Annotated in this window: 23 protein-coding genes; 12 read left to right on the top strand and 11 right to left on the bottom strand. The window is 43.9% G+C overall.

Translation table 11 applies throughout. The annotated features are described in order from the left end of the window. Positions 1 to 95: 95 nt before the first annotated feature. Positions 96 to 1,031 (bottom strand): DMT family transporter, encoded by a 936-nt coding sequence (locus ACPXXB_RS08385; protein WP_423906506.1) that lies wholly within the window; start codon positions 1,029 to 1,031, stop codon positions 96 to 98. Positions 1,032 to 1,431: 400 nt separating this feature from the next. Between ACPXXB_RS08385 and ACPXXB_RS08380 the strand changes: the two genes are divergently transcribed. From ACPXXB_RS08380 to ACPXXB_RS08360, 5 genes are all read left to right on the top strand, one after another. Next, positions 1,432 to 2,331, top strand: coding sequence for a phosphotransferase (locus tag ACPXXB_RS08380; RefSeq protein WP_423906503.1), 900 nt, complete (start codon positions 1,432 to 1,434; stop codon positions 2,329 to 2,331). A 196-nt stretch (positions 2,332 to 2,527) separates the two neighbouring features. Next, positions 2,528 to 2,719, top strand: a complete 192-nt coding sequence (locus tag ACPXXB_RS08375) for a hypothetical protein (protein ID WP_423906500.1) — start codon at positions 2,528 to 2,530, stop codon at positions 2,717 to 2,719. A 534-nt stretch (positions 2,720 to 3,253) separates the two neighbouring features. After that, positions 3,254 to 3,847: a hypothetical protein gene (locus ACPXXB_RS08370; RefSeq protein WP_423906498.1), complete on the top strand. Its 594-nt coding sequence runs from the start codon at positions 3,254 to 3,256 to the stop codon at positions 3,845 to 3,847. Continuing rightward, on the top strand, positions 3,832 to 4,104 hold the full coding sequence (locus ACPXXB_RS08365) for an SHOCT domain-containing protein (protein WP_423906496.1): 273 nt from the start codon (positions 3,832 to 3,834) through the stop codon (positions 4,102 to 4,104). The genes ACPXXB_RS08370 and ACPXXB_RS08365 overlap by 16 nt, the downstream gene beginning before the upstream one ends. Before the next feature lie 81 nt (positions 4,105 to 4,185). Next, complete coding sequence (locus ACPXXB_RS08360) at positions 4,186 to 4,308, top strand: hypothetical protein (RefSeq protein ID WP_423906494.1); 123 nt, start codon at positions 4,186 to 4,188, stop codon at positions 4,306 to 4,308. A 334-nt stretch (positions 4,309 to 4,642) separates the two neighbouring features. Here ACPXXB_RS08360 and ACPXXB_RS08355 read toward each other — a convergent pair whose 3' ends face one another. The 3 genes from ACPXXB_RS08355 to ACPXXB_RS08345 all read right to left on the bottom strand — a co-directional run bounded on the left by ACPXXB_RS08355 (position 4,643) and on the right by ACPXXB_RS08345 (position 5,867). Next, positions 4,643 to 5,080: a hypothetical protein gene (locus ACPXXB_RS08355; RefSeq protein ID WP_423906492.1), complete on the bottom strand. Its 438-nt coding sequence runs from the start codon at positions 5,078 to 5,080 to the stop codon at positions 4,643 to 4,645. A gap of 200 nt (positions 5,081 to 5,280) precedes the next feature. Beyond that, positions 5,281 to 5,634, bottom strand: a complete 354-nt coding sequence (locus tag ACPXXB_RS08350) for a toxin-antitoxin system HicB family antitoxin (protein WP_423906490.1) — start codon at positions 5,632 to 5,634, stop codon at positions 5,281 to 5,283. Next, entirely contained in the window at positions 5,631 to 5,867 is a 237-nt protein-coding gene (locus ACPXXB_RS08345) for a type II toxin-antitoxin system HicA family toxin (protein WP_423906488.1), read from the bottom strand. The genes ACPXXB_RS08350 and ACPXXB_RS08345 overlap by 4 nt, the downstream gene beginning before the upstream one ends. 335 nt (positions 5,868 to 6,202) lie before the next feature. On the opposite strand from ACPXXB_RS08345, the gene ACPXXB_RS08340 reads away from it, so the two are divergent. Genes ACPXXB_RS08340 through ACPXXB_RS08325 form a run of 4 tightly spaced genes read left to right on the top strand, consistent with a single transcriptional unit; the run spans position 6,203 to position 12,245 of the window. Next, positions 6,203 to 8,149 carry a dipeptide ABC transporter ATP-binding protein gene (locus ACPXXB_RS08340; protein ID WP_423906485.1) on the top strand — a complete coding sequence of 649 codons (1,947 nt, stop codon included), beginning with the start codon at positions 6,203 to 6,205 and terminating at the stop codon, positions 8,147 to 8,149. A 12-nt stretch (positions 8,150 to 8,161) separates the two neighbouring features. Then, positions 8,162 to 10,102 (top strand): ABC transporter substrate-binding protein, encoded by a 1,941-nt coding sequence (locus ACPXXB_RS08335; protein ID WP_423906482.1) that lies wholly within the window; start codon positions 8,162 to 8,164, stop codon positions 10,100 to 10,102. Between the two features lie 2 nt (positions 10,103 to 10,104). Beyond that, a complete protein-coding gene (locus ACPXXB_RS08330) occupies positions 10,105 to 11,103 on the top strand; it encodes an ABC transporter permease (RefSeq protein WP_423906479.1) in 999 nt (332 codons plus the stop codon). Beyond that, positions 11,100 to 12,245: an ABC transporter permease gene (locus ACPXXB_RS08325; RefSeq protein WP_423906477.1), complete on the top strand. Its 1,146-nt coding sequence runs from the start codon at positions 11,100 to 11,102 to the stop codon at positions 12,243 to 12,245. The genes ACPXXB_RS08330 and ACPXXB_RS08325 overlap by 4 nt, the downstream gene beginning before the upstream one ends. Positions 12,246 to 12,392: 147 nt before the next feature. On the opposite strand, the gene ACPXXB_RS08320 is transcribed toward ACPXXB_RS08325, so the two are convergent. The 6 genes from ACPXXB_RS08320 to ACPXXB_RS08295 are packed head-to-tail and all read right to left on the bottom strand — an operon-like array spanning position 12,393 to position 21,632. Then, positions 12,393 to 14,366: an ATP-binding protein gene (locus tag ACPXXB_RS08320; RefSeq protein ID WP_423906474.1), complete on the bottom strand. Its 1,974-nt coding sequence runs from the start codon at positions 14,364 to 14,366 to the stop codon at positions 12,393 to 12,395. Continuing rightward, positions 14,338 to 15,537 (bottom strand): SIR2 family protein, encoded by a 1,200-nt coding sequence (locus ACPXXB_RS08315; RefSeq protein ID WP_423906473.1) that lies wholly within the window; start codon positions 15,535 to 15,537, stop codon positions 14,338 to 14,340. Before ACPXXB_RS08315 ends, ACPXXB_RS08320 begins: the two co-directional genes overlap by 29 nt. 37 nt (positions 15,538 to 15,574) lie before the next feature. Beyond that, positions 15,575 to 16,777, bottom strand: coding sequence for a restriction endonuclease subunit S (locus tag ACPXXB_RS08310; RefSeq protein ID WP_423906472.1), 1,203 nt, complete (start codon positions 16,775 to 16,777; stop codon positions 15,575 to 15,577). Between the two features lie 10 nt (positions 16,778 to 16,787). After that, positions 16,788 to 16,937, bottom strand: coding sequence for a hypothetical protein (locus tag ACPXXB_RS08305; RefSeq protein WP_423906470.1), 150 nt, complete (start codon positions 16,935 to 16,937; stop codon positions 16,788 to 16,790). After that, a complete protein-coding gene (locus ACPXXB_RS08300) occupies positions 16,930 to 18,531 on the bottom strand; it encodes an HsdM family class I SAM-dependent methyltransferase (protein ID WP_423906468.1) in 1,602 nt (533 codons plus the stop codon). The genes ACPXXB_RS08305 and ACPXXB_RS08300 overlap by 8 nt, the downstream gene beginning before the upstream one ends. After that, positions 18,528 to 21,632 carry a type I restriction endonuclease subunit R gene (locus ACPXXB_RS08295; protein ID WP_423906465.1) on the bottom strand — a complete coding sequence of 1,035 codons (3,105 nt, stop codon included), beginning with the start codon at positions 21,630 to 21,632 and terminating at the stop codon, positions 18,528 to 18,530. The genes ACPXXB_RS08300 and ACPXXB_RS08295 overlap by 4 nt, the downstream gene beginning before the upstream one ends. Positions 21,633 to 21,882: 250 nt before the next feature. Here ACPXXB_RS08295 and ACPXXB_RS08290 point away from each other — a divergent pair, with 250 nt between their 5' ends. The 3 genes from ACPXXB_RS08290 to ACPXXB_RS08280 are packed head-to-tail and all read left to right on the top strand — an operon-like array spanning position 21,883 to position 24,897. Beyond that, positions 21,883 to 23,112 carry a glycosyltransferase family 4 protein gene (locus ACPXXB_RS08290; RefSeq protein ID WP_423906462.1) on the top strand — a complete coding sequence of 410 codons (1,230 nt, stop codon included), beginning with the start codon at positions 21,883 to 21,885 and terminating at the stop codon, positions 23,110 to 23,112. Between the two features lie 27 nt (positions 23,113 to 23,139). Then, positions 23,140 to 24,324, top strand: a complete 1,185-nt coding sequence (locus ACPXXB_RS08285; protein WP_423906459.1) for a glycosyltransferase — start codon at positions 23,140 to 23,142, stop codon at positions 24,322 to 24,324. Beyond that, the gene (locus ACPXXB_RS08280) at positions 24,325 to 24,897 is read left to right on the top strand and encodes a histidine phosphatase family protein (protein ID WP_423906457.1); all 573 of its coding nucleotides are present in this window, start codon (positions 24,325 to 24,327) and stop codon (positions 24,895 to 24,897) included. Here ACPXXB_RS08280 and ACPXXB_RS08275 read toward each other — a convergent pair. Further along, a complete protein-coding gene (locus ACPXXB_RS08275) occupies positions 24,894 to 26,066 on the bottom strand; it encodes a glycosyltransferase family protein (RefSeq protein ID WP_423906455.1) in 1,173 nt (390 codons plus the stop codon). The genes ACPXXB_RS08280 and ACPXXB_RS08275 overlap by 4 nt on opposite strands. Positions 26,067 to 26,088: the final 22 nt, after the last annotated feature.

Genomic DNA, 26,088 nt, shown 5'->3' with positions numbered 1-26,088 from the left:
AAACAAGCCATAACAATTTGATTTCGGCAACTTGATATCGAGATTCTGGAATTGACGAACTTTTCTTAGCGCGCCATAAAATCAAGCCGATAGAATCAATTTGGCGTGCCCGGCGTGCGCGATGGGTGCGACGGTTTCGACTCGCCGATTAGTTCAACCACGGCGCGTACCGCAACCGCAAGAATGATTAATATGCCGCCGATGATGGTCCATCTCGAAGGTTGCTCGTTGACAACCAGCCATACCCACACCGGCCCCAGCGCAAATTCCAGCAGCATGAACAGGGTTACTTCGGCGGCGGCAAGATGCCGCGAAGCGTAGATAAACAACCAGTTTGCCACCCCCGAAAGCAAGCCGCCCCAGACAAAACTTAATAGCAAATCGCGCACCGAAACGAGTAGATCGTCGGCTTGCATAATCAGCGAAACAATGATGATGAAGATCGAAGAGATGAGCAACGTCGGCAACATATCCTGCTGCCGTTTGCTGCGCACGATGACCGCGTACAGCGCGAACATAACCGCGGTCAATAACGCAAATCCATTGCCCGCGCCCGAGCCGATGGCAATGCCCTCAAGCACCATTACGGTCAACCCCGCGGCGGCAACGAGCATGGTCAGCAAAGTCGCTCCGGTTAGTTTTTCTTTGAGTAAAATTCGCGCGAACAATGCGGCAAAAAATGGAATGGCACCGAGGATGAATAGCGTGTTGGCAACCGTGGTGTACGTCAGTGCCTGCAAAAATGCCATGCCGGCAATGCCTAGGAGCGCCCCTGCGAGGCAACCCAGCGCACCGATGTTTTTGATGGTTGAAATAAATTTGCCACGATACCGCAACAGGATCAGGATGCTAACAACACCAAACAATGCAACCGAGCGGTGAAAATTGATCTGCCAAGGAACCGCCGCTTCCATGCTGCGCATGATCAATCCACCAAAGCTGATGACCACCGAGCTGACCACCATCAGCATCATCGCAAGTCCGCGGTTTGAATCAACCGCCAGTGGCGTTGGTGGTTGGATGTTATTCATGGTCGGCGTTATGCATAGCCGGATTTTACCCCTATTCTCGCCATAAAAACCTTGTGCAGAATAAACTCCACGCCGATACAAATACGTTGATACGATTGTGACTTTGTTATCCGCATTTTGCATTCATCAAGCGCGCGCCCTCGCTGTCGGGCGATAATTCTTTTTTGTGAGCCGGGTCTGGTTCGCTGCCGTGTCAGGCTGGAGGTGCGCACAACGCACGGCATGCAAAAGGTGACGGCTTGACACGTTCACGAAAGCGTGGCAAACAAGGTTGGATTCGGGTGCAACCAAAATTTTGGTGCGCTTTGCTGATGGTGCGGCTGTCGCCGCTTTTTTATGAATTATCGGGTCACACTTGATAATGGCCAAGATTGGAGAGTATTAATTGGAGGGTATTAATTTGACCGCAAATTTTATTGAACGACCGCTTGACAAGGCCAAGCGACTGCCGTGCTGGCGTGGCCTGGTCGAGCCGCAACCGCTGGACGGCGGGTTAAGCAATCACAACTATCTGGTGGAGGATGCTGGAACGAAATACGTAGTGCGTATCGGCGGCGACGCGCCAATGCACAATGTAATGCGGTTTAACGAACAGACCTGCGGGCGCGCCGCGGCGGTTATCGGTATTGCGCCACAACAGGTTTACACCCAAGCGGATGCGCTGGTCATGGACTTTATTGAGGGAACCACTTTAGATGCCGAATTGGTGCAGACCAACATCGCCCAAATTCTGCCGCCGCTAAAAACATTGCATCAGGCAGGCAGCCGTGCGGTGCGCGGCGCGGTTTTGGGTTTCTCAGTGTTTCATGTGGCGCGTTGCTACCAAAAACTGCTCGATGAGAGCGATTGCCGCAGTGCCGTGGAGCTGCCGCGATTGATGAAAATATCCGCGCAACTGGAAGCGGCAGTCGGCGCCATCGAGCCAGCGCTTTGCCACAACGATTTGCTCGCCGCCAATTTTATCGATGATGGCGAGCGCATCTGGATTATTGACTGGGAACATGCCGGATTCAATACGCCGCTGTTTGATCTTGCCAATATCGCCTCAAACAGCGTGTTTCCCGAGGCGCTTGAACGTGAAATGCTTGAACGCTATTACGGCGAAGCGGCCAGCAAGGCACTATGGCGACGCTTCAAGGCATTGCGTGCAGCCTCCCATCAACGCGAGACGATGTGGAGCATGGTGGCCGAGATTTATTCCGAACTCGACCAAACCGTGAACCAAAACTTTATTGCCTACACGGAAAAAAATCTCGATGACTTCAACCGCGCATATGAGGAATTTTTGCGCTATGCGTAACCATGATGTGGACCTGACCACGCTGGGGCAATACGCAGCCTAGCCTCACTGTTCCCGCTTTCGTGAGAGTGACAAACCTTGTGAAATGACGATGAAATGGGTAAATTGTTTATGTATGTGTATAGTGCTACCAAACATTGAATAAAGAGGTTTTAGTATGCAAGCAACCCAGACAAATTTAGTGAGAAAACAAATCATGTTATCAGTTGATAATGTTCATAAATTAAAGCGCATGGCAGTTGCGCGCGGGTCTTCAGTGGCCGAAGTGATTCGTGTGGCAGTCGATACGTACAACAATCGAGATATAGAGCGCGTAGAGACGCATATACTCAATGTTGACAAACGGCTGGTAAGGGTTGAAACATTTGCTGAAGTGGCAAAATTTTAAACCAAAAACAGATCGGCAAAAACAGATCGGCAAAAACAGATCGGAGTCAGCGTAAAAACTTTCGCGAGAGCATATGTCATCGAACATACGAGACGCACTGGATACTGCCTGACAGAGGGTAGAGCAGAATTGCCGGAAGCGTAGAATATCCACCGAAAGGGGGGGGGGCTTCAATCATCGCTTTATCGTACTCTGCGAACGGTCGCGACAACGCCGTCGCCCCCTGCCCAAAGGCAAGTGGACGCTGGTTGCTCAAGCCAGCGGTTTGTGTTCAGGTGTTTCACTGGATTTCCGCTTGCGCGAGAATGACAAACCTGTTTGACAAACTAGATTTGTTTATTTAGTATCCCGTCTGTCTTAACAAGCGCGACCCGCTAGGCCGGGTCTCTTGTGAATAAAACACCGTTTCAACGGATAGCGGCGTTCTTCGCGTGTTTGTCAAGGCAAAGTCCTGGCGCTATTGCTGATACGAGTTAATCCCTATCCTCGATTCTATTGCTGGAAATCGTAATTTAACTTTCACAGAAACGAACTATGCGTATATCATTCGTCTTGCTGGTGGCAATTATCGTCGCCGGTTGCCAATCGCTACTGCCGCCGAAGCACGAAATCGGGCAAACCTTTCAAAATGTGTTTGTGGTCAGTACTGACAACACCGCCGTGCCGTTGCCGCCGGGCGTGTGGGAGTTGGCGGCATTTGAGAGAAAACACGCGCCCCTCGGCATTTATGAAGTGGCCTTTTTATTCCAAGTCGAAGGCAACAAACTCGCCAAGTTTGTCAGTTCATCCACTGACCGCACTACTGCCGGAAATACTAGTGGCTGGGACCTAGGAAAGCATGGATGTTTGGGTATGGATAAAGACGACAATTTTCTGCTGTATTCTAAAGTAGTAGTTGAGAAAGGCTACTTTGACGGTGGAGAAGATTGCTATAAAATTCATTCGTGGTGGGTGAATAAAGACAGCGATGAACTTTCTGCAAGCATCTGGAATCAATTCATTCGCTACTTAGACAAAAAAATATCCAAAGACCGCAAGAAGCCGTCATGGTGTCCTTCACAAGAACACTTGAAAAACGGGCTTTTTCGGTTTACTACGGCTTCAACCCCGAAGTGGATGGCGATTTAACGCGTTCGCAAAACCGCAACTGGCAGAAAACCCGCTATTTCCACGATAAAAAGAAGAACTCTTACATCGAAGAGAAAAAGCAATGGGCGGAGCGATGGCGGCTCAAAGTGGCGGACGGCATTAAAGGAAAATTGCCGGTGCAACCGGTGCAGTCGGTTTCTGACCGTCTTGCCAAGTTGCAACAACTTCTCGACGACGGGGTGATTAGTAAGCAGGACTTCGAGAAGAAAAAAGCAGGAATATTGGAAGCCCTATAATGGGTAAGGGGGTAGGTCGGCTTACGCCGGGCTTGCTGTGTTTTCTTTTTTCCGTTTAACCGCCGCAAGGCAGGAGTAAAAATGGGTAGCAACTACAGTGCAATCGTCGTTGACGCCGCCCAACTACGCCGAGAACGAGAACCTGGAGAGCACGGAATTTTACCGCAGGAAGCATGGGAGCAAATAGAAACACAATGGGTATAGATTCATCATACGAAGTCGCCAAATGTGCGTTTATGCGGCTTTGCGCGGGTGGTTGCGTCAGGCATTCCACAAGGAGATTATCGAAGCTTACATAACGAATGTAGCGACCCTGGAGCGGGCGCGATAGAAGCGCTTGGATGCCTTCGATGCAATCCATCGTTAGCCAACAACAAGCAAGGACTATTTGATGCGGGGACAGTACAAAGTTATCTTCATTCAGCAGATAGCGGCGAACTGGATTTTTAATCGCCCTTTGGAAACACGGCGATATTGCGGAATCCGAATAGCAAGCGTAGGTCGGGTTAGCCATCCCCGCCGATTTGGCGTTGGAGAATTAAACTTTGCCAGCGTCTCTATCAATCTTTAATTCTTGATCTACCAGAGGTTCGTAAAACGGCAAAACCAGTTTTGGCATCCCCATTTTTTGGGTTTGAGAAGAAACATACTCTCGCCAATAGGGCCAAATATTAAAGACAACGTTTTTACTCGCAAAAGCCAGAACATGATCTTTCGTTAAGCCAGCAATTTTTGAATAGGTCACGGCGTAATTGGCTTCAATTTTGCAGACATCTATTGCATCTTTAGGTCTCTTGTCCTTGGACAACTTGTTATCGTTTTTATCTAATTTCCACCTAATTCCCATTTCTGCAAAGAATATCAGCTTGTTACTCTGTCCCTCCTCTTTGTGCTCTTGAGAGTGAGTGACCTGAGCCAAATTCCCAAGCACATAATCCGCATGGTTTTGATTCAATCCAGCAAGATGGTCTATCATCACAAAACCCAGAGAAGCCTATAATCCTAACATCATTAATGTTGAGCGCTTGAATGGACTCTTTGCTGCGACTTTACCCATTCCTGAAAATTTATTCATATCATTAGAATTGAACTTTCATGTCCCTGGCAATAATGTGTGGCGCGCTTCCTGAAATATTTTTATGGTTTGGATTATCTCTGGTGGTTGAGACCCACCTATTATCTGATTGCATAATAACCCGCGGAAAAAGACAGCAGGGTATTAACATACTGGTTCAGGCTCACCCGCTCATTTTGCGCTTGTTGTGCTAGATAATGATGTAAATTTTTGGCGATGCGGAGCGTCACTCTTCCACTGTAATCATCATTGGGCATAATCGTATTTGGAATAGAACGGCCTTCTTCAAACAGGTCTTCAATAATCTCGTGTAGTAAGCTGGCGGTTTCCTCATATGCCTGAGCGTGAGTCTCTGCATAAATCACTAAATCAGGGAACTCTCTGACTCGTGCCTCATAGGAATCTGAGCCGGCTTCGCCCAACTTACGAATAAGTATCGTGTAATTATTGGTCATTGTGTATTTTCCTCCTCTAGATAGTTTTTAAGTTCTGCTTCGTATCGTTTAACAAGTTTTGACATGCTTTTTGGGTAATTCTTGAGTAGCTCGGAATTGGCACCATGACCACATGTATAATTCGAGCCACGAAAATGATGATGGTCACTTAGCCATGGATGTTTTACCTTTTTATGACCTTGTTGCTTGCCATCTTCGACCTTGAACCCCAAAGCCTCAAGGAGTTGCTTCATCTTTTTGCACCTTACTCTCGAGTTCTCAAGGTTGTATATTTTCTGAAATTTGTTCTCATGATCATTCATGGATGGCGATTAAAACATGACACCATATACGGTGTCATGTAAATATACAGATAATTTGTGGAATTTTCATCACTTTTATTGCGCTGTATCACGGTAATGGGGTCGTATCCAATGAATATTTGCGGGAAATAGGCGGCGGCGTTGATGACGCGGCTTCGCCGCAGGTGTTCTCATGGCGGTTAGAAGTTTATATTTGTTACAGTGAACACACATCAATAATTGTTATACTCTGGTCGAGTAAGCACTAAAATAATTACCTAATCCCTATGAACGTCCTGGATATCAGGAATCTAAAAGTTGTTTTTCAGTTGCACGACGGATTACTTCCGGTGGTGCGCGATATTTCATTCAAAATTCCCCACGGCAAAACCGTGGCCCTGGTCGGTGAGTCTGGCTCCGGTAAATCTGTAACCGCACTGGCCATCATGCGCATTCTCCCGAAAAGCGCGCAAATTTCCGGTGGGGAAATTCTGTTGCAACCAGACTCGAATCAAGGCGTTACCGACATCGCGCTTTTGAAAGCCGATAGCGAACAGATGCGCGGCATCAGGGGCGGAAAAATTTCAATGATTTTTCAGGAGCCTATGGCTTCTCTTTCGCCGCTTCATACCATTGGCGATCAGATCAGTGAGTGCGTGTTGTTGCATCAGGACGTGAACTCAAGCCAGGCAATTAAGCTAACCCTGGATATGCTGGACCTGGTTGGATTCCCGGACCCGCAGCGGGCATTAAAAACTTTTCCATTCGAGTTGTCCGGTGGTTTGAGACAACGGGCGATGATTGCCGCCGCGCTGGTCTGCCGACCCGCATTATTAGTCGCCGACGAACCGACTACCGCGCTGGATGTGACCATACAGGCGCAAATTCTTAAGCTGATAAAAGACCTGCAGCAGGAATTGCGCATGGCCGTGCTGTTGATAACCCATGACTTGGGCGTGGTTGCCAACATCGCCGATGAAGTCGTGGTGATGTACCACGGCGAGGTCATGGAAAGCGGCAGCGTACACGAAATTTATTCCAATCCTGAACATCAGTACCTCAAAGCATTGTTGCAGGCGGTGCCGCATTTTGACATGAAACCGGGTGAGCGTTTAACGTCGGTGCGGGAAATAGAGACCAAGCTCGGGCATTTGCTGCTCAGCGAAGGACAATCTCAAAAAATGCAGGCTCAAAAAGCGCAGTCGAATACAAATCATCCAAATACAATACATTTAAGTGTAAAAAAAGTTTTTCGTACATTTAATATTCGCAACAAGCCGCTGTTCGGCCCGTCAAATAATACTGGGGTAAATCGAATAATCCGCGCAGTTGACGATGTTAGTTTTGATGTATTACGAGGTGAATGTTTTGGGTTGGTAGGGGAAAGCGGCTGTGGCAAAACCACCCTATCCAAGATTTTAATGAAAGCGTTGCGACCGGATAAGGGCACTATTACTTATTTTGATTCTGAACAGGAAATTGCCCAAGGAATTGCCCAAGGAATTGACCAGGGAATTGCCCCCGGAATTGATGTACTCGCCCTTGAACATGAAAAGTTGTTTGATTTTCGACGTAAAATGCAATTCATTTTTCAGGATCCGTTTAGTTCACTAAACCCGCGCATGACGGTTTACGATATTATTCGGGAGCCTTTGGTTATTCATAATGTGGGCGACCGCGCATATCAAGTCGAGATGGTAAGTGAACTGATGCGATTAGTGGGACTTGACCCCCGATGTCTGAGCCGTTATCCACATAGTTTTTCCGGAGGACAAAGACAAAGACTCGGCATAGCCCGTGCGTTGGCATTGCGCCCCGAGTTTATTATTTGCGATGAACCGGTTTCCGCGCTTGATGTTTCGATACAGGCGCAGGTCCTGAATTTGCTCAAGGATTTGCAGTCTGAACTTAACTTAACTTATATATTCATTTCGCACAATCTCGCGGTAGTCGATTACATCGCTGACCGAATCGCGGTAATGTGTCACGGCTGCCTGGTTGAAATTGCATTGAAAGAGGAATTATTCAATAACCCGGTGCATCCCTATACAAAAGCATTGCTATCGGCAGTGCCATTTCCCGATTTGAATAAACCGCTCGATTTTGATGCGATCATGGATGGCAAGTCATCGGTGCCGGGCGCATGGCCCATGCCATATACCCAAACCCCGCACACACAAACTCAACTCACTGCGGTTGCGCCTGAACATTATGTTCAAACTCAGGTCGCGTAATCAGGTAACATAATGAGTCGGCCGGCTAACTTTTTCTTGCTGAGCGGAATTATTTTCTGCGCTCATATATTAAATGCGAGTGTCTTAAATGCGGGCGCATTAAGTGCGGAATCGCCGGAGCCGGATTACTTTAGCGAACAACTGGCCAGCGGCAAATTGCCGCCAATGGCGCAGCGCGTGCCAGAGAATCCGTTATTGATGGATGAAACCATGAATAACCTGATGCCCGGCACATATGGCGGAAAAATGAATCTGCTGATGGGCAAGGACAAGGATATTCGTCGGATGGTGGTCTATGGTTACTCCCGAATCGTCGGCTATAACGAAAGCCTGGAATTGATTCCCGATATTGTCGAGTCATTTGAGGTTCACGACAACAAGGAATTTATTTTTCATCTTCGTAAGGGGCATCGCTGGTCGGACGGCGCGCCGTTAACCTCAGAGGATTTCAAATACTACTGGGAAGATGTGGCCAACAACCCGGAGTTAAATCCATTCGGGCCATCCAAAAAACTGCTTATCGATGAACAGCTACCCGTGGTAGAGTTTCCCGACGCTTACACCGTGATCTATCGCTGGCAGCAACCAAACCCTTATTTTTTACCAGCCTTGGCTGCGCCCAGCCCACTGTTCATTTACCAACCAAAACATTATCTAACAAAATTTCATCCCAGGTATGCCGATCCACAAAAACTCGAAGCTCAGGCCAAACAGTCCGGCAAACGAAACTGGGCCGGTTATTATTTAAAAAAGGCGCGTCAGTACAAACTAACCAACCCGAAACTGCCCTCCTTGCAACCCTGGGTCAACACCACCAAACCCCCGGCAGAACGATACGTTTTTAAACGCAACCCGTATTTTCATCGTGTTGACGTTAACGGCTTGCAGATGCCTTACATTGACGAGGTCATTATCAATATCGTCTCCAGCAGCCTGATTCCAGCTAAGTCTGGAGCAGGAGAATCGGATTTGCAGGGCCATTATTTACGGCTCGATAATTACACGTTTCTGAAAGAAGGCGAGAAGCGCAATGACTACGATGTTCGCCTTTGGCGAAACATCAATGGCGCGCACAAGGCGCTTTACCCGAATTTGAACAGCAGCGATCTGGTTTGGCGGGAGCTGGTTCGTGACACCCGATTTCGACGCGCGTTATCGCTGGGGGTTGATCGCCATGAAATAAATCAGGCGGTTTATTTTGGTCTTACGAATGAAAGTAATAATACGGTGCTGCCCGATAGTAAATTTCACAATATCGACCTGCAACGGCGTTGGGCAGTGTATGACCCTGAGCGGGCTAACCGCTTGCTCGATGAAATGGGATTGACCGAACGAAATAGTAAAGGTCTGCGTCTGCGACCGGACCGCAAGCCGCTGGAAATCATAATCCATAGCGCCGGCGAAAGCACCGAAGAAACCGATATTCTGGAGCTTATTCACGATAGCTGGTTAAAGCTGGGCATCAAAATTTACAGCAAACCTTCACAACGGCAAGTGTTCCGTGAGCGAATTTTTTCCGGCGAAGCGATGATGTCGATTTGGAGCGGCATTGAAAATGGTTTGCCAACGGCGGACATGAGTCCGGCTGAATTAGCGCCGACCCGGCAGGATCAATATCAATGGCCGAAGTGGGGGCAGTATTACGAAACCAAAGGCGAAATCGGAGAAACGCCCGACATGAAGGAAGTCCAGGAACTGTTTGAATTAAACCAAAGTTGGCGCCGCTCTATCGATCTTTCTGAACGCGAACAAATATGGACAAAAATGCTTAAGAATTTTTGTGAGCAAGTTTACAGTATTGGTATTGTTAATTCTGTTCCGCAACCGATTGTGGTCAATCGATTGTTAAGAAATGTACCGGAAAAGGCGATTTATGCCTGGTCGCCAACATCCTATTTCGGCGTTTATCATCCTGATATCTTCTGGTTCGCCACCGAGCAACAGGCCAAGTAAACATGCTCAGTTACATTGTTAAACGCTTGTTGTTGATGATTCCGACTCTGTTGGTGATCAGTATATTGGTTTTTGTCATTATTCAGCTTCCCCCCGGCGATTACCTGGAAAGCCATATCGCCGAACTTCAAAGCCAGGGAGAGTCGGTCGATCAGGACAAAATAAAATTTTTGCGCCAGGAGTATGGTCTGGATAAACCCTTCCATGAACAATATTTTATCTGGGCTATTGGGATGTTGCAGGGGGATCTTGGTTATTCTTTTGAATACGATTTGCCGGTTCGGGAAGTCGTTGGCAACCGAATGTTTCTAACGATAATGATTTCGGTGGTTACCATCATATTTACCTGGGTAATCGCTTTTCCAATTGGCATTTATTCTGCGACTCACCAGTATAGTTGGGGTGATTATGGCTTGAGTTTTCTCGGATTTATTGGCTTGGCGACGCCCAATTTTTTACTGGCGCTAGTGATGCTTTATCTGGCCAATGTATATTTTGGCACCTCAATTGGCGGGCTGATGGCGCCTCAGTATATTGACCAGCCCTGGAGCTGGGGGAAACTGCAATCGGTGCTTGAGCATCTATGGATACCGGTTATCGTAATCGGCACTTCGGGAACAGCAGGAATGATACGCAGGCTACGCGCCAATCTGTTGGACGAATTGCAGAAACAGTACGTCACGACTGCCCGGGCCAAGGGCATGAAAGAAAGTAAGCTGGTCAGGAAATATCCGCTTCGGATGGCGCTGAACTTTTTTATCGCCGACATCGGAAGTTTATTGCCCAGCGTTATTTCCGGCGCGGAGATTACTGCGGTTGTATTGTCCCTGCCCACTACCGGCCCGATGTTATTAAACGCTCTGCAAAGCCAGGATATGTATTTGGCCGGGTCATTTCTGATGTTTCTGGCAATGCTGACGGTTATCGGTGTTTTGATATCTGATTTATTACTGGCCGCCATCGACCCTCGAATCCGCTTACAGGGCGAGGTCGCAAAATGAGTCGGCACTTTGTTTCGGATAAGCCGTTTGATCCTTATTCAATTGAGAATCTGACGGCTGCACAAGAACGCTTTTACTTTGCATCGCAATGGCAATTGATGTGGTGGAAACTCAAGCGCCACAAGCTCGCCATTGTTTCCAGTATCGTTTTGTTTTTCATTTATTTCGGCGCTTTATTCTGCGGATTTTTGACTCCGTATAACCTGCACACCCGAAATATTGATTTTATTTATGCGCCGCCGCAACGAATTCACTTTTTTAATGAAGGCGAATTTGCAGGAGCATTTGTGTATGGCTTGGAATATACGCTTAATATGGAAAATCTAAAACGCGAGTACCGATCGAATACAAACGATATTCAGAAGCTGCGGTTTTTCTGCAGCGGCGATAAATATAAGTTCTGGGGACTGATCAGTACCGACAAGCATTTTGTCTGCCCGGCCGAGGGCGGGCAGTTTTTTTTATTGGGCACCGATCGTCTTGGTCGGGATATGTATTCCCGGATTTTTTATGGTGCCCGTATTTCTCTTACCATTGGCTTGATTGGCATTATCGTGAGTTTCACACTGGGCATTGTGATTGGCGGCATCGCCGGTTACTACGGCGGAATTATTGATAATGTTGTGCAACGGATGATCGAAATACTGCGCTCGTTCCCGGAATTGCCTTTGTGGATGGCATTGTCCGCAGTCCTGCCGGTAACCTGGAGTCCGTTATCGGTGTTCTTTGGCATCACAATAATACTGGCAATGCTGGATTGGACCAGCTTGGCTCGTGCGGTTCGCTCCAAATTACTAGCGCTTCGCGAAGAAGATTACTGTACCGCCGCGCAACTCATGGGCGCGAAACCAAAACGTATCATCGGCAAACATCTATTGCCAGGTTTTATGAGCCATTTAATAGCCTCAGCATCGCTGTCGATTCCCGGCATGATACTTGGAGAGACCGCGCTTAGCTTCTTGGGGCTAGGTTTACGCCCCCCCATCACCAGCTGGGGCGTCTTATTAAACGAAGCACAAAACATTAATGTTGTCGCGCTTTATCCCTGGCTGATGCTGCCGGTGATTCCTGTCATCATTGTTATTCTTGGATTTAATTTTCTGGGCGATGGATTAAGGGATGCGGCTGATCCGTATAAGTAAAACAATAATCCGGCAATCGAAAATAGACGACAATGGCGGACACTTCCAAATATAAGGTAGAGCAAGGCAGGATGGACAAATTATTGTCTGTATCCAATCAGCTACTAAAGACAATATGAGTACTGAAAAGTTGGAAGTGGCTTAAATCTATTTATCTACAAACCATTGTTTTGGAATATCGCAATTTTTACTACTCGGTTCAGGGTTTGCTTGGTGTATTTTTATGTGTAATGGCATAGACACACAGTTACCAAACACTAATGCCTCACCAGGGACTGATTGTTTGATTTTGTTTGTGAAATCTTCGGAAAAATAGGGCAAAATTGCCCTAACGTAACGCATATCTTGTTCGTTTTGTATTCGATGGATAATAAAATTCGCACATTGGGATAGCACCGTTTCTGATAATTCCGATGGTCTTTGTGATGAAATCATAATGTAGTAAGAATATTTTCGTCCCTCACGAGCAATTTTTTCAAATATATTTTCTTTCATTAAGTATTCGTAATTTTTCTTGAGATAGCGATGCGCCTCATCTAATATCAAATGAATCGGATTTTTAATTCTATCTTCACTCGATTTTTTCTTTCTAACGTCAAATAATAATCTACAAATGACACTAGATAGTGTTTCTAATATATCAGGACTGAGTTCACTGGCATCAATAATAATTAATTGTGATTGCGTAGATTCAATGTTAAATACTTCTTCTAGGTATTTTTGAGCAGTCTTGGCAGAGAATTCATTCTGCCGCATAAATTTGCAATCAGAATTATCTAAAAAATAATCTAATCTGGTTAACATTGTCGATGTCCAACTACGCATTTGTTTGTTGCCCTTGGCATCTTCTTCCAATAGAACCATATCGCAAGCAATTTTGAGAAATTTATAATCGAAATATTCTCCATTTGATATTTTGGAATCTAATATTTTTCTAATTCCACTCTGAATTTCTTTTGTATTCAAACTACCGCTAATTTTATTTACAGCAGTTTGCAATAAATTTTTCTCACCCTTATCATATTTTTTGTTTTCTCCAAACAAAATTACACATGCTTCTCGTAGTTTTATGAGCCCATCCGTTAAATTATTGCTACTAGCTGCGTTCTTAAGCTCTTCGTTACTCTGAATAATGCTTTCGATCTTAGCTATTACACTACTTGCCGAAGTAATTCTCGACGTATCAGAATCTGACTGCCCTAACACACTATTTATCATCCCACAAATACGATATTTAAAATAATTAATGAATTTTTTTTGTTCTGCTTCATTAGATACACCAATTTTATAAAAACGGTAACTCTCCTGTAATACCTTGTCCCAAAATGGTCTTTGTGTTGCGTCTGTTGCCAATAAAAAAGAACTCCATTCATCTAACGATAATAAAAAATGTGGCATTACAAATGGTGAATATCCATCTTGGTCTACATCTATATTAGGCTTGTAATATTTTATGACATTAGGATTGTCAGATCCAATGTTTTCAAATGCTTGTTTGTATTCGCCATTTACATCAAACATTATTAGTTTTGATCCGAGAGCAGAAAAATCTCGCTTCTGGTAAATATCCTGAAGGATATGCGCGATAGTATTTGACTTACCACTGCCTGAATTCCCTAAAACTGCTGAATGAAGATTAAAAAATTTATCAATGCTTATTTTAATAGGGTAATTGATTAAATTTTTGCTAGTTCCAAGATTAAAAGACTGATGAATTTCTTGGTTTCCACTACTGTGTTCGTTCGTATAACCTGAAATATCTAAAATCGATTCCATATCTTCATTTGTGATAATACTTACATCACTATATAGAGCAGGAAAAATACCAACACCAAGAGAGAATATATTTTCTTTGCTAAGAGTCCCAACGGTTTTGAGTAAAATTTCTCTGTTGCTTTCTAAATTGAAAGATTGCTCATCCTTGTGAGGGTCAGAGTCTAAAATTTCAGTAACTTCACATACGACCTGTTCATCTATCGCATTTTGAACTTTCAAATAACTACCAATGTTACCGAAATAGTAGACATGCCCCTCTATATTGACAGAATTCCCTCGTATTTCTGAAGAAATTTTGACTTTTAATGCGGAGTAATCAATTGCTATTATTTTTCCGACCTTCATCACCTTGTCTTTTATTCAGTTCTGTTTTAATAGAGCCTACAAATTCTTTCAATAAATTATCATTTTTATTTTCATCAAGATTTTGTAAGAAATTTTCGACTATGTACTCAAAATAGTGAATTTCTTTGCCGTCTCTACCAAACGCATGATAAATTCTGCTGTCATCTATATTTCGTAACGGTTCTTCCGCATATTCCCCAAAAATCATCAGAGTAATAGAAGAGTTCGAGGCTAATGATTGATAAATTATATTATTGATATGAGGATCACTAAAGCTATAACCGATGACGAAAAGAACAGAATTCGGTAGTGATAATTTTTTTTGAAATTCTCTTAAAAGATCAGAATAAGGCGATCCTAAACTTTGACTCTGCTTAGATGGTGTTGGGTAAATTAAAACAATAGAATCAGTTGATGATGGAGTGCCAGGGCTAATTGGAATCTCTTGAACGTGAAACAAGGAATTTTTATTTTCTATGTTTTCTATCCAACTGATCGAGCCGTGTAGTTTATACAAGTAAATCAAGTTCTCTATCGGTTCAAACTTTTCTAAATTAATGTCAATTTTTCTTGACAGTGTGTAGTTAAATCGAGCAGGGTTAAATGTGCGCTCAAGACCTCCTCCAAAACCATTGTTAAAGTTGATGTTTAGATAATCTAGTGCTCTTTCATTAAGTAAATCATAGTTGGTAGTAAATATATTGATTCTTGCTAGGTCCTTATTGCGTAGTGCTATTTTCTGGTAGAATTTTTTGTATAGAGAAAGAGTACCCTTTGTGTCTGCGTTCACATCAATATTTGTTTTCTCAATAATATATTCTTTTATTTCGGTTGTTAGATTTTTTATTTTTTCTCGATTTGAATCATTAAATATTTCAGTGCTATTTTGAGCGGAATATAGCTTACCTAATATGACCTCAAGATTTTTATTCGGAAATTTAGCATATAACTTAGATTCAGAAGCAATTTCAGAAAAGTCGGTTTGCATTTTTTGCATAGTCGGAATAGCTGGCGAACTAGCACCAGCACCAAGCAAAAAATTGACATTTTTTAGATTCGTTAAATCGTAAACTTTTGATTTTATTTTATCTATTAGGGTATCATTATCACCTTCTTGTTTGGTGGTTCCTTGATAATAAAATATTTCACTTTGATTTATTTTGTTAGTCATAGGTATAGACCTCAATATTTTTGCTCTCAATTTCATTTTATTTAACGGTGATTTGTCCGTTCATTAACATGGGAAGTAGCCAGTCTCGGAGTGCTACAAGTTTCTGATTTTCTTTTATGATTGTTAGTTGTTTGTGATAAATTTTATCCCTGAAATAAGCAAACTTTTTAATTGTTTTAGGGCAATAGGGTATTTTCAAATATTTAATAGATTCCGAAGCATGCAATATGATAGAGCCCGTAGCGTATTTTTTGATGGTTTTTTGTATTTCAGCGGTTTGCAATATTTGATAAACAAATGAAGATGTAATGCCGATGTTTTCTTTCGGGTAGATTTTTCTTATCCCGCTTGAGTATGAGCCATCTAAAGAAATAGATATTTTCCCGATAGTGCCATCAAATGATACCATCACATCCCCTTTTTTACATACTGAACTACCAGCAACTTCACTTAGTATCCAATTGCTGGGGTTATTATTCATGCTGCCAACCTTGAAAAAAGGGATATGTTTATTGCTTTCTTTGGTAAGAAAATATTGATCTGATCCAGGTTCAATTCCGCGTTCAAATACCAGAATTTGATTAAGAAATGTTGCCTTCCAGCCTTCAGGAATAGGGCGTTTTAGGATGTCGTTATAGACCATTTTACCGCCGCTGGATTTATAGGGTTTGTCGTTTTTGTCGGGGAAGTCAAATTGCACAAACCAGTAATCGTAGAGGGTTTTTGCCATGGCTTCCAATTCGGCGTTGATGCGGTTATTGAGTTCTATTTTGGTATCCAGAGCTGACAGCATCGCCGCTATTTTTTGTTGTTTTGGCTTTTCAAATAATGGAACAGTGAAATTCATGATTTGATTTTTGTCTCCGCGAGGCATCTTTGTGCCTTTAGATCCATTCATCATGTGAGCAAAGAAATCGTCTCGAAACATGGCGTAGTAGATAAATTTAGAATCATGTTCTTCTTTCGTTTTGAAAACCAAAACATCGGGAGAAGAGCCTCCATCTCGGTCTGAGAACCAAATTTTCTTTAAGTAAGGACGGATATTAGCCACAAGAATATCTTGTTTTTTATATGCGGTGAATTTTCCGCCTCCGGGAGGTAAATTAACGGCACGGGTACGGCCAAGTTTATTTTGGATAAAATTATCTGTAGTCACATAATTATCAAGAGTTAATGATTCCAAGAGCACTTTTTCTTTTGAGTAACACACCGCATCCAAGAGTTGAATTGTTTCACTCACGCCGCAATCCCTACCAATCGTTTCTGGTCCCGGTTTCCAACTCTGCTGACTCGGCAAACAAGGTGTTCAGGTTGTCGCTGTAACAATTGTCTCCACAGTGTAGAGACAATTCGGTGAACAGCAAACGGTTTTCATTTGTTTTTGGCGGTAATTTATTCATATTTCAATCCCGCCAACTGCTTTTTGATTTCGGTTTCCAACTCGGCTGACTCGGCAAACAAGGTATTTAGGTTATCGTTGAAATTTTGCATTTTGACGGTGAATTCATCAGGGGTGATGTCCTCATAGTCGATTTTGACTTCAAAATATTGTCCAGCACTAAGGCTGTAGTTTTTGGCAACAATTTCGTCATAACTCACCACTACCGAGAAATCATCCTCGGCTTGCTGCTTATTAAAGGCTTGGATAATCCGATTTTCTTCGGTCTCGGTCAATACGGTTTTCTGGTTTTTGTCCTCTTTGATGGTTTCGCCAAGACTGGAAGCATCAATCAGCGCCACAGCATCCTGATTGGCTTTGTCAATAAATACAATCGACACGTTAGTGCCAGTAGTGGCAAAGATATTGCTGGGCATGGAGACCACGCCGGCAAGCATTTTTTCATCAATGCCCGATTGGGCTGTGATAAAGCCAGTCGGTACCACTACCGCGGCTTTGCCGTTAGGTTTGAGCGAATGGATGATGTGTTGCAGGAATAATAAATAAATCGCCATTTTATCTACTGCTTTGGCGGGCACTTTGGGAATGCCGGCAAAGAAACGGCTCTGGTTTTCCTTGCTGTCGAGAGCATTACGAAAATCACTAAAGTCCATCTTAAACGGCGGGTTGGAGACGATGTAATCAAACTGTTTTAGTGTCTTGCCATCTTTATGGTAGGGATGGAGTATGGTGTTACCTTGAATGATATTGGGGATGGAATGCACCAGATTATTCAGGATTAGGTTAAGGCGCAACAAACTGGAGGATTTTTGCGATATGTCTTGCGAAAAAATGCTGCAGCGATGCTCACCGATGGCATGAGCAATGTTCATTAACAGAGTGCCTGAACCTGCGGAGGGGTCGTAACAACTTACATTTTTGATCTTGCCGCGCTTGTCATTGGGCACCAGGATGGCTGCCATAATCTTGGCGACTGCGTGAGGGGTGTAGTATTCAGCGTATTTGCCGCCGTTGTCTTTGTTGTAGTCTTTTATCAGATATTCAAACAGGGTGGCGTAAAAATCATATTTCCGATTAAAGATTCGTTCAAAACTGAACGTGACTAATTGGTTGATGACCGCCCGGCAGAAGTCATCGCGTTTGGAAGGGTCGGTGATGTATTCACTGAGGTTATCAAACAGGGTAATTTTCGCACCGCCATCAGTTTTTACCGCAAAGATGTCACTGTTGGTGATGGCAATATCTCGTAGGGTATCGTCAAAACATTTGGCAAAATCGGCGGCATTCTGTCTGGCAAACAGGTGAGAGATAAAATGCTCGGGTTTAAGGCGGGCGGTATCTGGTGGCATTTGCAACTGCAACATATCCCGTTGTTCTGCGCTCATTCCGGTAAGCACGGTTTCCCAATTCTCGACTACATTCAGTTTGATCTCTATTTTTTTGGCTTCAAAGGCGAATTTGTCATTGAGAAATTTATACAAAAACACTTGGGTAATGATCTTGTATTCATTGCCATCATTACCCAGTCCGTAACTGGCACAGATGCTTTTGAGACTATCAATGAGTTCACGGGTTTTACTTGCAAAATCTATCACGCACGAGTTTCCTGATGGTATTCGTTCATATACTCCTGCACTACTAAACGGTTTATATCGCGCGAAGCAGCGGAATCCAGGCTAACACCGCGGGTTTTAAACTGATCAATAACCAAAGGCATCATCGTGCTCTCAAAGTAGCTTTCGTTGTTCAGAATTTGGGTGTTTTGTAACACCTGTTCGTCGGCTCGGATTTTTATGTTGCTTAATGCTGCAAAAATTTCCCGTTCCTGACCAGAAATTGTGTTTCGTTCCAACAAGCGTTTGTGGATGCGGGTGTATTTTACATCGTTTCCGTATTTAGCTCTAATCAGGTTGTTTTGGCGGTTGAGTTCTTTTGCGCGTTCATAAATTTTATTGAGAGTAATGATGTTCTCACTCATTTCTTGTTGAGTTACTTCGTTTAGATTTTTCTTTTTAAACAGGCGTTCAAGTTCTTCTTTAAGGTTGATAAAAATGGGGTCTCTTTGGTCAAAATTACCAGCCAGCGCCTCTCGGGTATGACGCAAGGTGTTTTTTAGTCGGTCAGCAATCACTAGCTCTTGTTCGTTCACCTTGGCGAACTTAAACCATACTTCTTCGAAGGCAATATTAAGCAGGTTTTCAGTGTTTGTAGCGTTCTCAATACTTGCTTTGAGGTTTAGCAGGTCGAGATGATTGCTGACTTCACGGTACAGCAGGTTAAGCTTGTGGAAGTTGATTTTGTTGAGTAAGCCGTAGTCGCCTTGCATCCGAATCTGGTTATATAAACTTTTGGCATCGCTGAGCGCTTTTTTGAGTGCCTGGATTTTCGCTCTGTCTTGTATTTGATTGATTTGCTGAGAAAAAATCTCCGCGTTTTCGGTATCAAAATGAAACAAAATATCTTTGATGTGTTCGATTTCCTGTTTGATTTCCTGTTCAGATTTGAACAGGTTGGAGTAGTGTCGTATTTCATCACCAAGCTCTGTCTGCAACTCATCAAAATAAGCCCTGTTGGTGGCATCGAATTCTTTGCGAATATCAGCAAAGTCAACCACAAAGCCGTAACGGAACTCTTTGTAAGGTCGATTAACCCGAGTGAGCGCCTGGAGCAGGTTATGCTGTCTGATGACACGACCTAGATAGAGTTTCTTTAAGCGACTGGCATCAAAACCTGTGAGTAGCATGTTATATACGAAAAGAAAATCTATCTTGCCGGACTTAAAATTTTCGATTTCATTCCTGCGCGTTTCTTTGGTGCCGATATCATGCAGGATAAGGGCGGCAGTTTTAACCTTGCTGTGTTCTTTTTGCTGAGCAATATAATTGCCTGTAATATCCGCGACTTTTTGATAGCGTTGTTCAAACTCCTCTGCCTGTTGTGTTTGTGTGTTGGTGGAAACATATTTGTTTTGGAAAATTTCAAACATCTTTTTTGCTTGCTCCGCACTGTCGCAGATGACCAAGCCACCGATGGTATTGTCGGCAAATGTGGCGCGGCTTTGTTCAAAGTTTTCGATAATATAATCCAGCATCGGCTCAACAAATCGAGGGTGTGCGTAGAGCAGTTTTCTGTCGATATCGCCTTGTTTTATTTCCACTTCCTGTAATGCTTTTTGTAAGGAAATTTTATAGTTTGTTTCGATTTCTTCGCGAATTAGACGTAGCGTGTAGCCATCGGCAATGGAGGCGTTGTAATAGTATTTGTGAATGTAATTGCCGAATAATGCTCTGGAATTATAGTCATCGCCCAATAAAGGTGTGCCAGTCAATCCAATTTTGATGGCGTTTTGGTCGGATTGGCTGAGATTTGCTAAGAAACTGCCTTTAGGGTTATAGCTGCGGTGTACCTCATCGAGAAAGTATATCCTTTGGATGTTGACATTATAGTCTGTTGTTTTGACTACATCGGGGTTATCCTGAAATTTTTGGATATTGACAACAGTAATTTCAGCTCTGCCTGAGAGATTATGAATTACCCGGGTTAATTTAATTTCTCTGGCAAATTCATCTCGTGAATCAATGGTGTGTACTACCAAGCCACGTGCTGAGAATTCTCCTTGTGCCTGAATCAAAAGATCCAGTCGATCAACAATGAAATAAAACTTGGGTGTGATAGCGCATTTTTGGAAATAGTCTGTCAGATGATAAACATTGTAGTAAGCGAGTGCGGTTTTACCGCTTCCTTGTGTATGCCAGATGATGCCTTTGTTCACGCCTTCATCCAGCTTCTTGGCGATGGCTTTGGTGGCAAAAAACTGCGGATAGCGCATAATTTGTTTTTGCAAGCCGTCGTTTTCCCTCACATATGCAATGGCATACTGAAGTATGAAGGCAAGCCTGTTCTTGCTGAATAAAGAGGTCAATATGCGATTTGTAGGGGTGTCAGGATTTTTGTTTGTTTGAAATTCAGGGTTGTGTTTAATGATGTTATGGTTAGTGTCTTTAAGGACAATATTTTCAGTATCATCATCTTCGGGCGTTAGCAGTTCCTCTAAATGAAGAGACTCTACTTCCGAATCCTCGCGGAAGTAGTTAAATATCGGTTCGCCATAAGCAGGCGCCGCATAAAAAGCGCCTTCTATCGGTTGAGGTGAGTCGTTGTTATATTCCATATTATTGGAAAAGACCATTAGCTGGGTGATGTTGACAAAACGTCGAAATTTTGGATTCTTAAAACGGATGTTAATACGATCTCGTTCGGCCAATACGCCATCTTTATTGTTCGGTTTTTTGACTTCAATAAAGGCAAGCGGCATGCCGTTAATTAACAAGGTAATGTCAGGTCGAAATTCTTCATCACCGTTTTTGTAGGTCAATTCGGTAACGACATGGAAATGATTTTTGTGAAAATCAGAAAAGTCAATCAGCTTGGCGCCCGAGCGACTTGCCAGTCTTTCATAGAATGCCTTACCTAAATCTTCGTTATCCAGTTCAAGGGTAATCTCTTCCAGTAGGCGATTGGCATCAAAGTTTTCAACATCAGGGTTGATCCGCCTGATGCTGTCTTTGAAAATATGAGTGAATATGTTGGTTTTTTCATCCCATGAAGTTTCTTTCAGCGATAGATATTGATGACCTAATCGGGTCAAGTGCAAGATAGAAGGTATCTTCACTCTGGAATCTTCGGTAAATGTCATTTTTGTATCTGTTGCTACGGAATGGTTTTCGCCACACTTAAAGAAAGGAGATGTTAGCGTTTTGTATGTGCTTCTCCTAATTTGACTGGACACTTAATTAGTATTATAAAATGCTTTTTCAAAATCACAAAGCGATACATAATTCAAATACGAATGCCTGCTAACTTTGTTTATAAAAAACCTCAATATATTCAAAATATGCTACTGCTTGCCTGTTTTCCGGTATCAAGTACAGTGAAACCGGGTTAATATGAAAAAGATTGCCTGTATTTTAAAGGGTTATCCTCGTCTTTCTGAGACATTTATCGCACAGGAAATCCATGCTCTGGAAAACGCGGGTGTTGATATTGTGATTTATTCGTTACGGCATCCCACCGATGCTGAGGTTCATCCGATTCATAAAAAAATTAGAGCGAAAGTCCATTATTTGCCTGAATATCTTTATCGGCATCCAATACGGGTGATGAGTGCATTCATTTATGCACTGTTTGATCTGCGGTTTTACAAAGTTGTGTGTTTATTTCTTAAAGACCTAGCAAGGGATTTTAGTCCAAACCGCGGGCGTCGCTTCGGCCAAGCGCTGGTGCTGGCTAGAGAAATCGACCCTGATCGTGAATGGCTGTATGTGCATTTTTTGCATACGCCGGCATCGGTTGCACGCTATGCCAGCCATCTGATGGATATGCCGTGGAGTTGTTCAGCCCATGCAAAAGATATATGGACGTCACCGCAATGGGAGATCAAGGAGAAATTGTCCGAACTTCAGTGGCTGGTGACTTGCACTAAATCCAATGCCGACTATTTACGGGCAGTGAGCAAATCGAGTGGAAAGGTTTCTTTACTTTACCACGGTCTGGATTTAACCCGTTTCCCTGAACCAAAACTTGATGGCAACGCAAACGCCGATAGCAGAAATAGTGACGACAAAAATAATATTGTGCAACTCATTTCCGTGGGTCGGGCGGTAAATAAAAAAGGCTATGATGTATTGCTCAAGGCTCTGAGTGATCTGCCCAAAACACTGTGCTGGAATTTTATACATATCGGCGGAGGGCCGTTACTGGAGCGACTCAAACAGCAAGCGACAGCACTGGAGATTGATCATAAAATAAATTGGCTTGGCGCCAAGAGTTTTGAACAGGTCATCGTTCAATATCAGCAATCCGACGTTTTCATATTAGCCTCACGGATTGACGCTGATGGAGATAGAGACGGCTTGCCGAATGTTTTAATGGAGGCCATGTCCCAGGCTTTGCCCTGTATCGGCACAAATATATCCGGGATTCCAGAAATAATTGAGGATCAAATCAATGGAATTTTAGTGCCAGCCGAAGATGCAAATTCTCTGTCACGGGCAATAATCCGTTTAATTCAATCACCCGAACTGCGTAGAAAATTTGGAGAACAAGGCTACCAAACAGTCTGCAATCATTTCGCACTGGAAAAAAATATAGGGCGCTTGGTGGAGCGGCTTAAATAAGGCCGCCAATAAAATGAAGGGCCATAAATGAAGATTGGATTCTACGCACCGTTAAAATCCCCGAATCACCCGGTGCCGTCTGGCGACAGAGCAATGGCCAAGTTGTTCATCAAGGCATTAACTTCATCTGGGCACGAAGTCGAAATTCTATCTGAGTTAAGAAGTTGGGAAGGGATAGGCTCGCAACGGGCGCAAGGAAAAATAATCGCATTGGCGCAAAAGGAAGTTGAGCGATTAACAAATTATTATCAAACCAATCAACCTCCAGAGCTGATATTCGTCTATCATGTCTATCACAAAGCGCCGGACTGGATTGGCCTTGAGTTAGCCAACAGATTGCATGTTCCATACCTGATCGCCGAAGCTTCGTTTGCACCGAAACAAATCCATGGCCGCTGGCACATCGGCCACCAGCAAACCTTAAAATGTATCCGCACAGCCGAAACCATTATCGCCTTGAATCCGATTGACGTTGAATGTCTCAAGCCACTGTTAAAATCTTCACAATCAATCGAATTGCTCAGCCCTTTTCTGGGTGAATTTCCATCACCACTGGATAATGTTTCCGCGCTAACAAAGCCCGCGCTAAGAAAATCCGCGTTAAGAAAACAACTGGCCGAGCGTCACAATCTTGATTTGAATAAGGTTTGGTTAATCACGGTCGCGATGATGCGTGCGGGAGACAAATCCACTTCATATAAACAGCTGGCTGAAACATTGAGCCAAATTGATATGGACTTATGGCAATGGGTTGCCATCGGTGATGGCGGAAATTTTAATCAGATACAAAGCTTTTTCCGGCCGGTCGCTGCAAACTGTTTTTTTATCGGTAAACTGGGTCTCGAATCTATTCATCAATGGCTGATCGTCGGTGACATTTTTACCTGGCCGGCGATCAATGAAGCATATGGCTTGGCGTTGCTGGAAGCCCTCGCCGCAGGATTGCCGGCAGTGGTGCAGAATTACGGCGGGGTTTCGAGTATTGTCGAACATAACAGAACCGGTTATGTCACCAACCCGGACAATCGGGATGAGTTTACCCGGTCTTTGGCAAAATTAATTGACGATGAAAAACGGCGTGAAAATATGGCTGCCGAGGCCATAAAGAAGTTTATATCCGAGCACAGTTACCCTGCTGCGGTGCGTAATATCACAGCCATTTGCAATAATGTTGGGCGTAACCATGCCGGCCGTAACGGCGCGCCTGATTGAATGATGCAAATCCTGCTGTTACGCCATGGCATAACCGAGTGGAATATCCAGAAAAAACTTCAGGGTCGAACAGATATTCCGCTTGACCCTATTGGAAAATCTCAGGTTTTAAGTTGGAATATACCGACGGATATAGCGCAGTGGTATGTCAGTCCTCTACTACGCGCCCGACAGACAGCCAAACTGCTTGGGTTAAAAAATTGCCTGGAGTGTCCTGATTTGATAGAAATGGACTGGGGAGACTGGGAGGGCAAATCACTCAGCAATTTACGCAAAATAAACGCCTCAGCGATGATGGAAAATGAAGCCAAAGGATTGGACCTGCGGCCGCCTGGCGGGGAATCGCCTCGGCAAGTTGGTCAGCGCGTTCATCAATGGATGACCGCATTACCCGAACAGGCTTATATTGGCGCTATCACCCATAAAGGCGTTATACGGGCAGTGTTAAGCTTGGCGACTGACTGGGATATGAAAACCAAGCACAGGGTGAAAATTTGCCATAACACAGGCTATCTGTTTAGCTGGGCGGCAGGAAAACTGGAATTTAAAAAAGCAATAGCGCTATGCCGTTAACAACGCCAAAGGATATGATTTTTAACAAACGCCGCCATCCAACTGGCGCCATTAATATCGATCTGTGGCTTGATCGGTGGAAGCGGTGGGCTACCGGAATTTTCGCAGTCAGCAATAGCGGTCAGAAGTGCCGATGCCGTCAGGTTTTTCTCTCTTAACAATTTTGCCATATTGTTTTTTTCGAACGCGCGGGCGCGAATTAATTGTTCCTGCTCCGGCGCCTGTTCCGAGCGCCCTTCAAATGGAATGATAACCGCAGGGGTGTGTGTAACCAGTATATCCATCATGGTGTTATAACCGCCCTGAGATACAGAAACTGAGCATTGACAGAGTAAATCAATAAAATCATTTCGATTCCGTTCGATTTTTAAATTATCTGATTGTTGTGCCTGAATTTCACGAAAATCCACTTCCGATAAATTATTTCCAACCAATATATGCCAATCATATCTCTGGCCTGGAGAGAGTTTTGACGCGCTAATCACTGTTTGATATAACTTTTGTCCAACCGCGCCGCCGCCGGCGGAGACCAGAATACTTTTTATATTGCCCGCTGTATTTATTGCGCCGGTCAACGGCTTAGTAACGTAACCGGTATAAACCAACTTGTCCTTAAAACTCCCGGCGGCGGGAAACGTTCGATCAAATTCGATAAAACTTTTGTCGCCATGGACAAAAATATAATCAAAATACCGATCCAGCAAATCGAGAATTTCCTGTATGCGCTTCTGCCCGGATTTTGGTTGAATAATATCCCTGATAGAACAGGCAACAATCGGCCGGGCGGATTTCTTCCGTGTTATTGCTTGTAACAATGGCAGCAATTCAAATCTCATTTGCCGTCGACCGAATGGATAAGTTTCTATCAACACTAAATCGGGCGTCGCATCATTAAATACCTGAAGCAGCATGCTTGTGCGGGCGTGCTTAAAATCGTCGGTTATGGGGTTATCGTATTCATCAAACAAATCGGTAAACGCTGAATCCGTTTTTATAGCGGGTAATTGAATAACAGCTGCCTTGCCAAAATCTATTGATTCTGCAGCGCCTCCACTAACAACCGTTACATCAAAGCCACTGTCTGCCAGCGCTCTGGTTATCAAAGCGGTTCGATGCAAATGTCCGGTGCCCAGTAAATGCTGGACGTAAACTAATATAGTTTTCGGCACGTTCAGCTAGCCCGCTTTAATC

It is taken from the genome of Candidatus Spongiihabitans sp. (assembly GCF_965237845.1).
Classification (GTDB): Bacteria; Pseudomonadota; Gammaproteobacteria; order Arenicellales; family Poriferihabitantaceae; genus Spongiihabitans.
The sequence above is the reverse complement of the archived record's forward strand: the minus strand, read 5'-3'. Positions and strand labels throughout refer to the sequence as shown.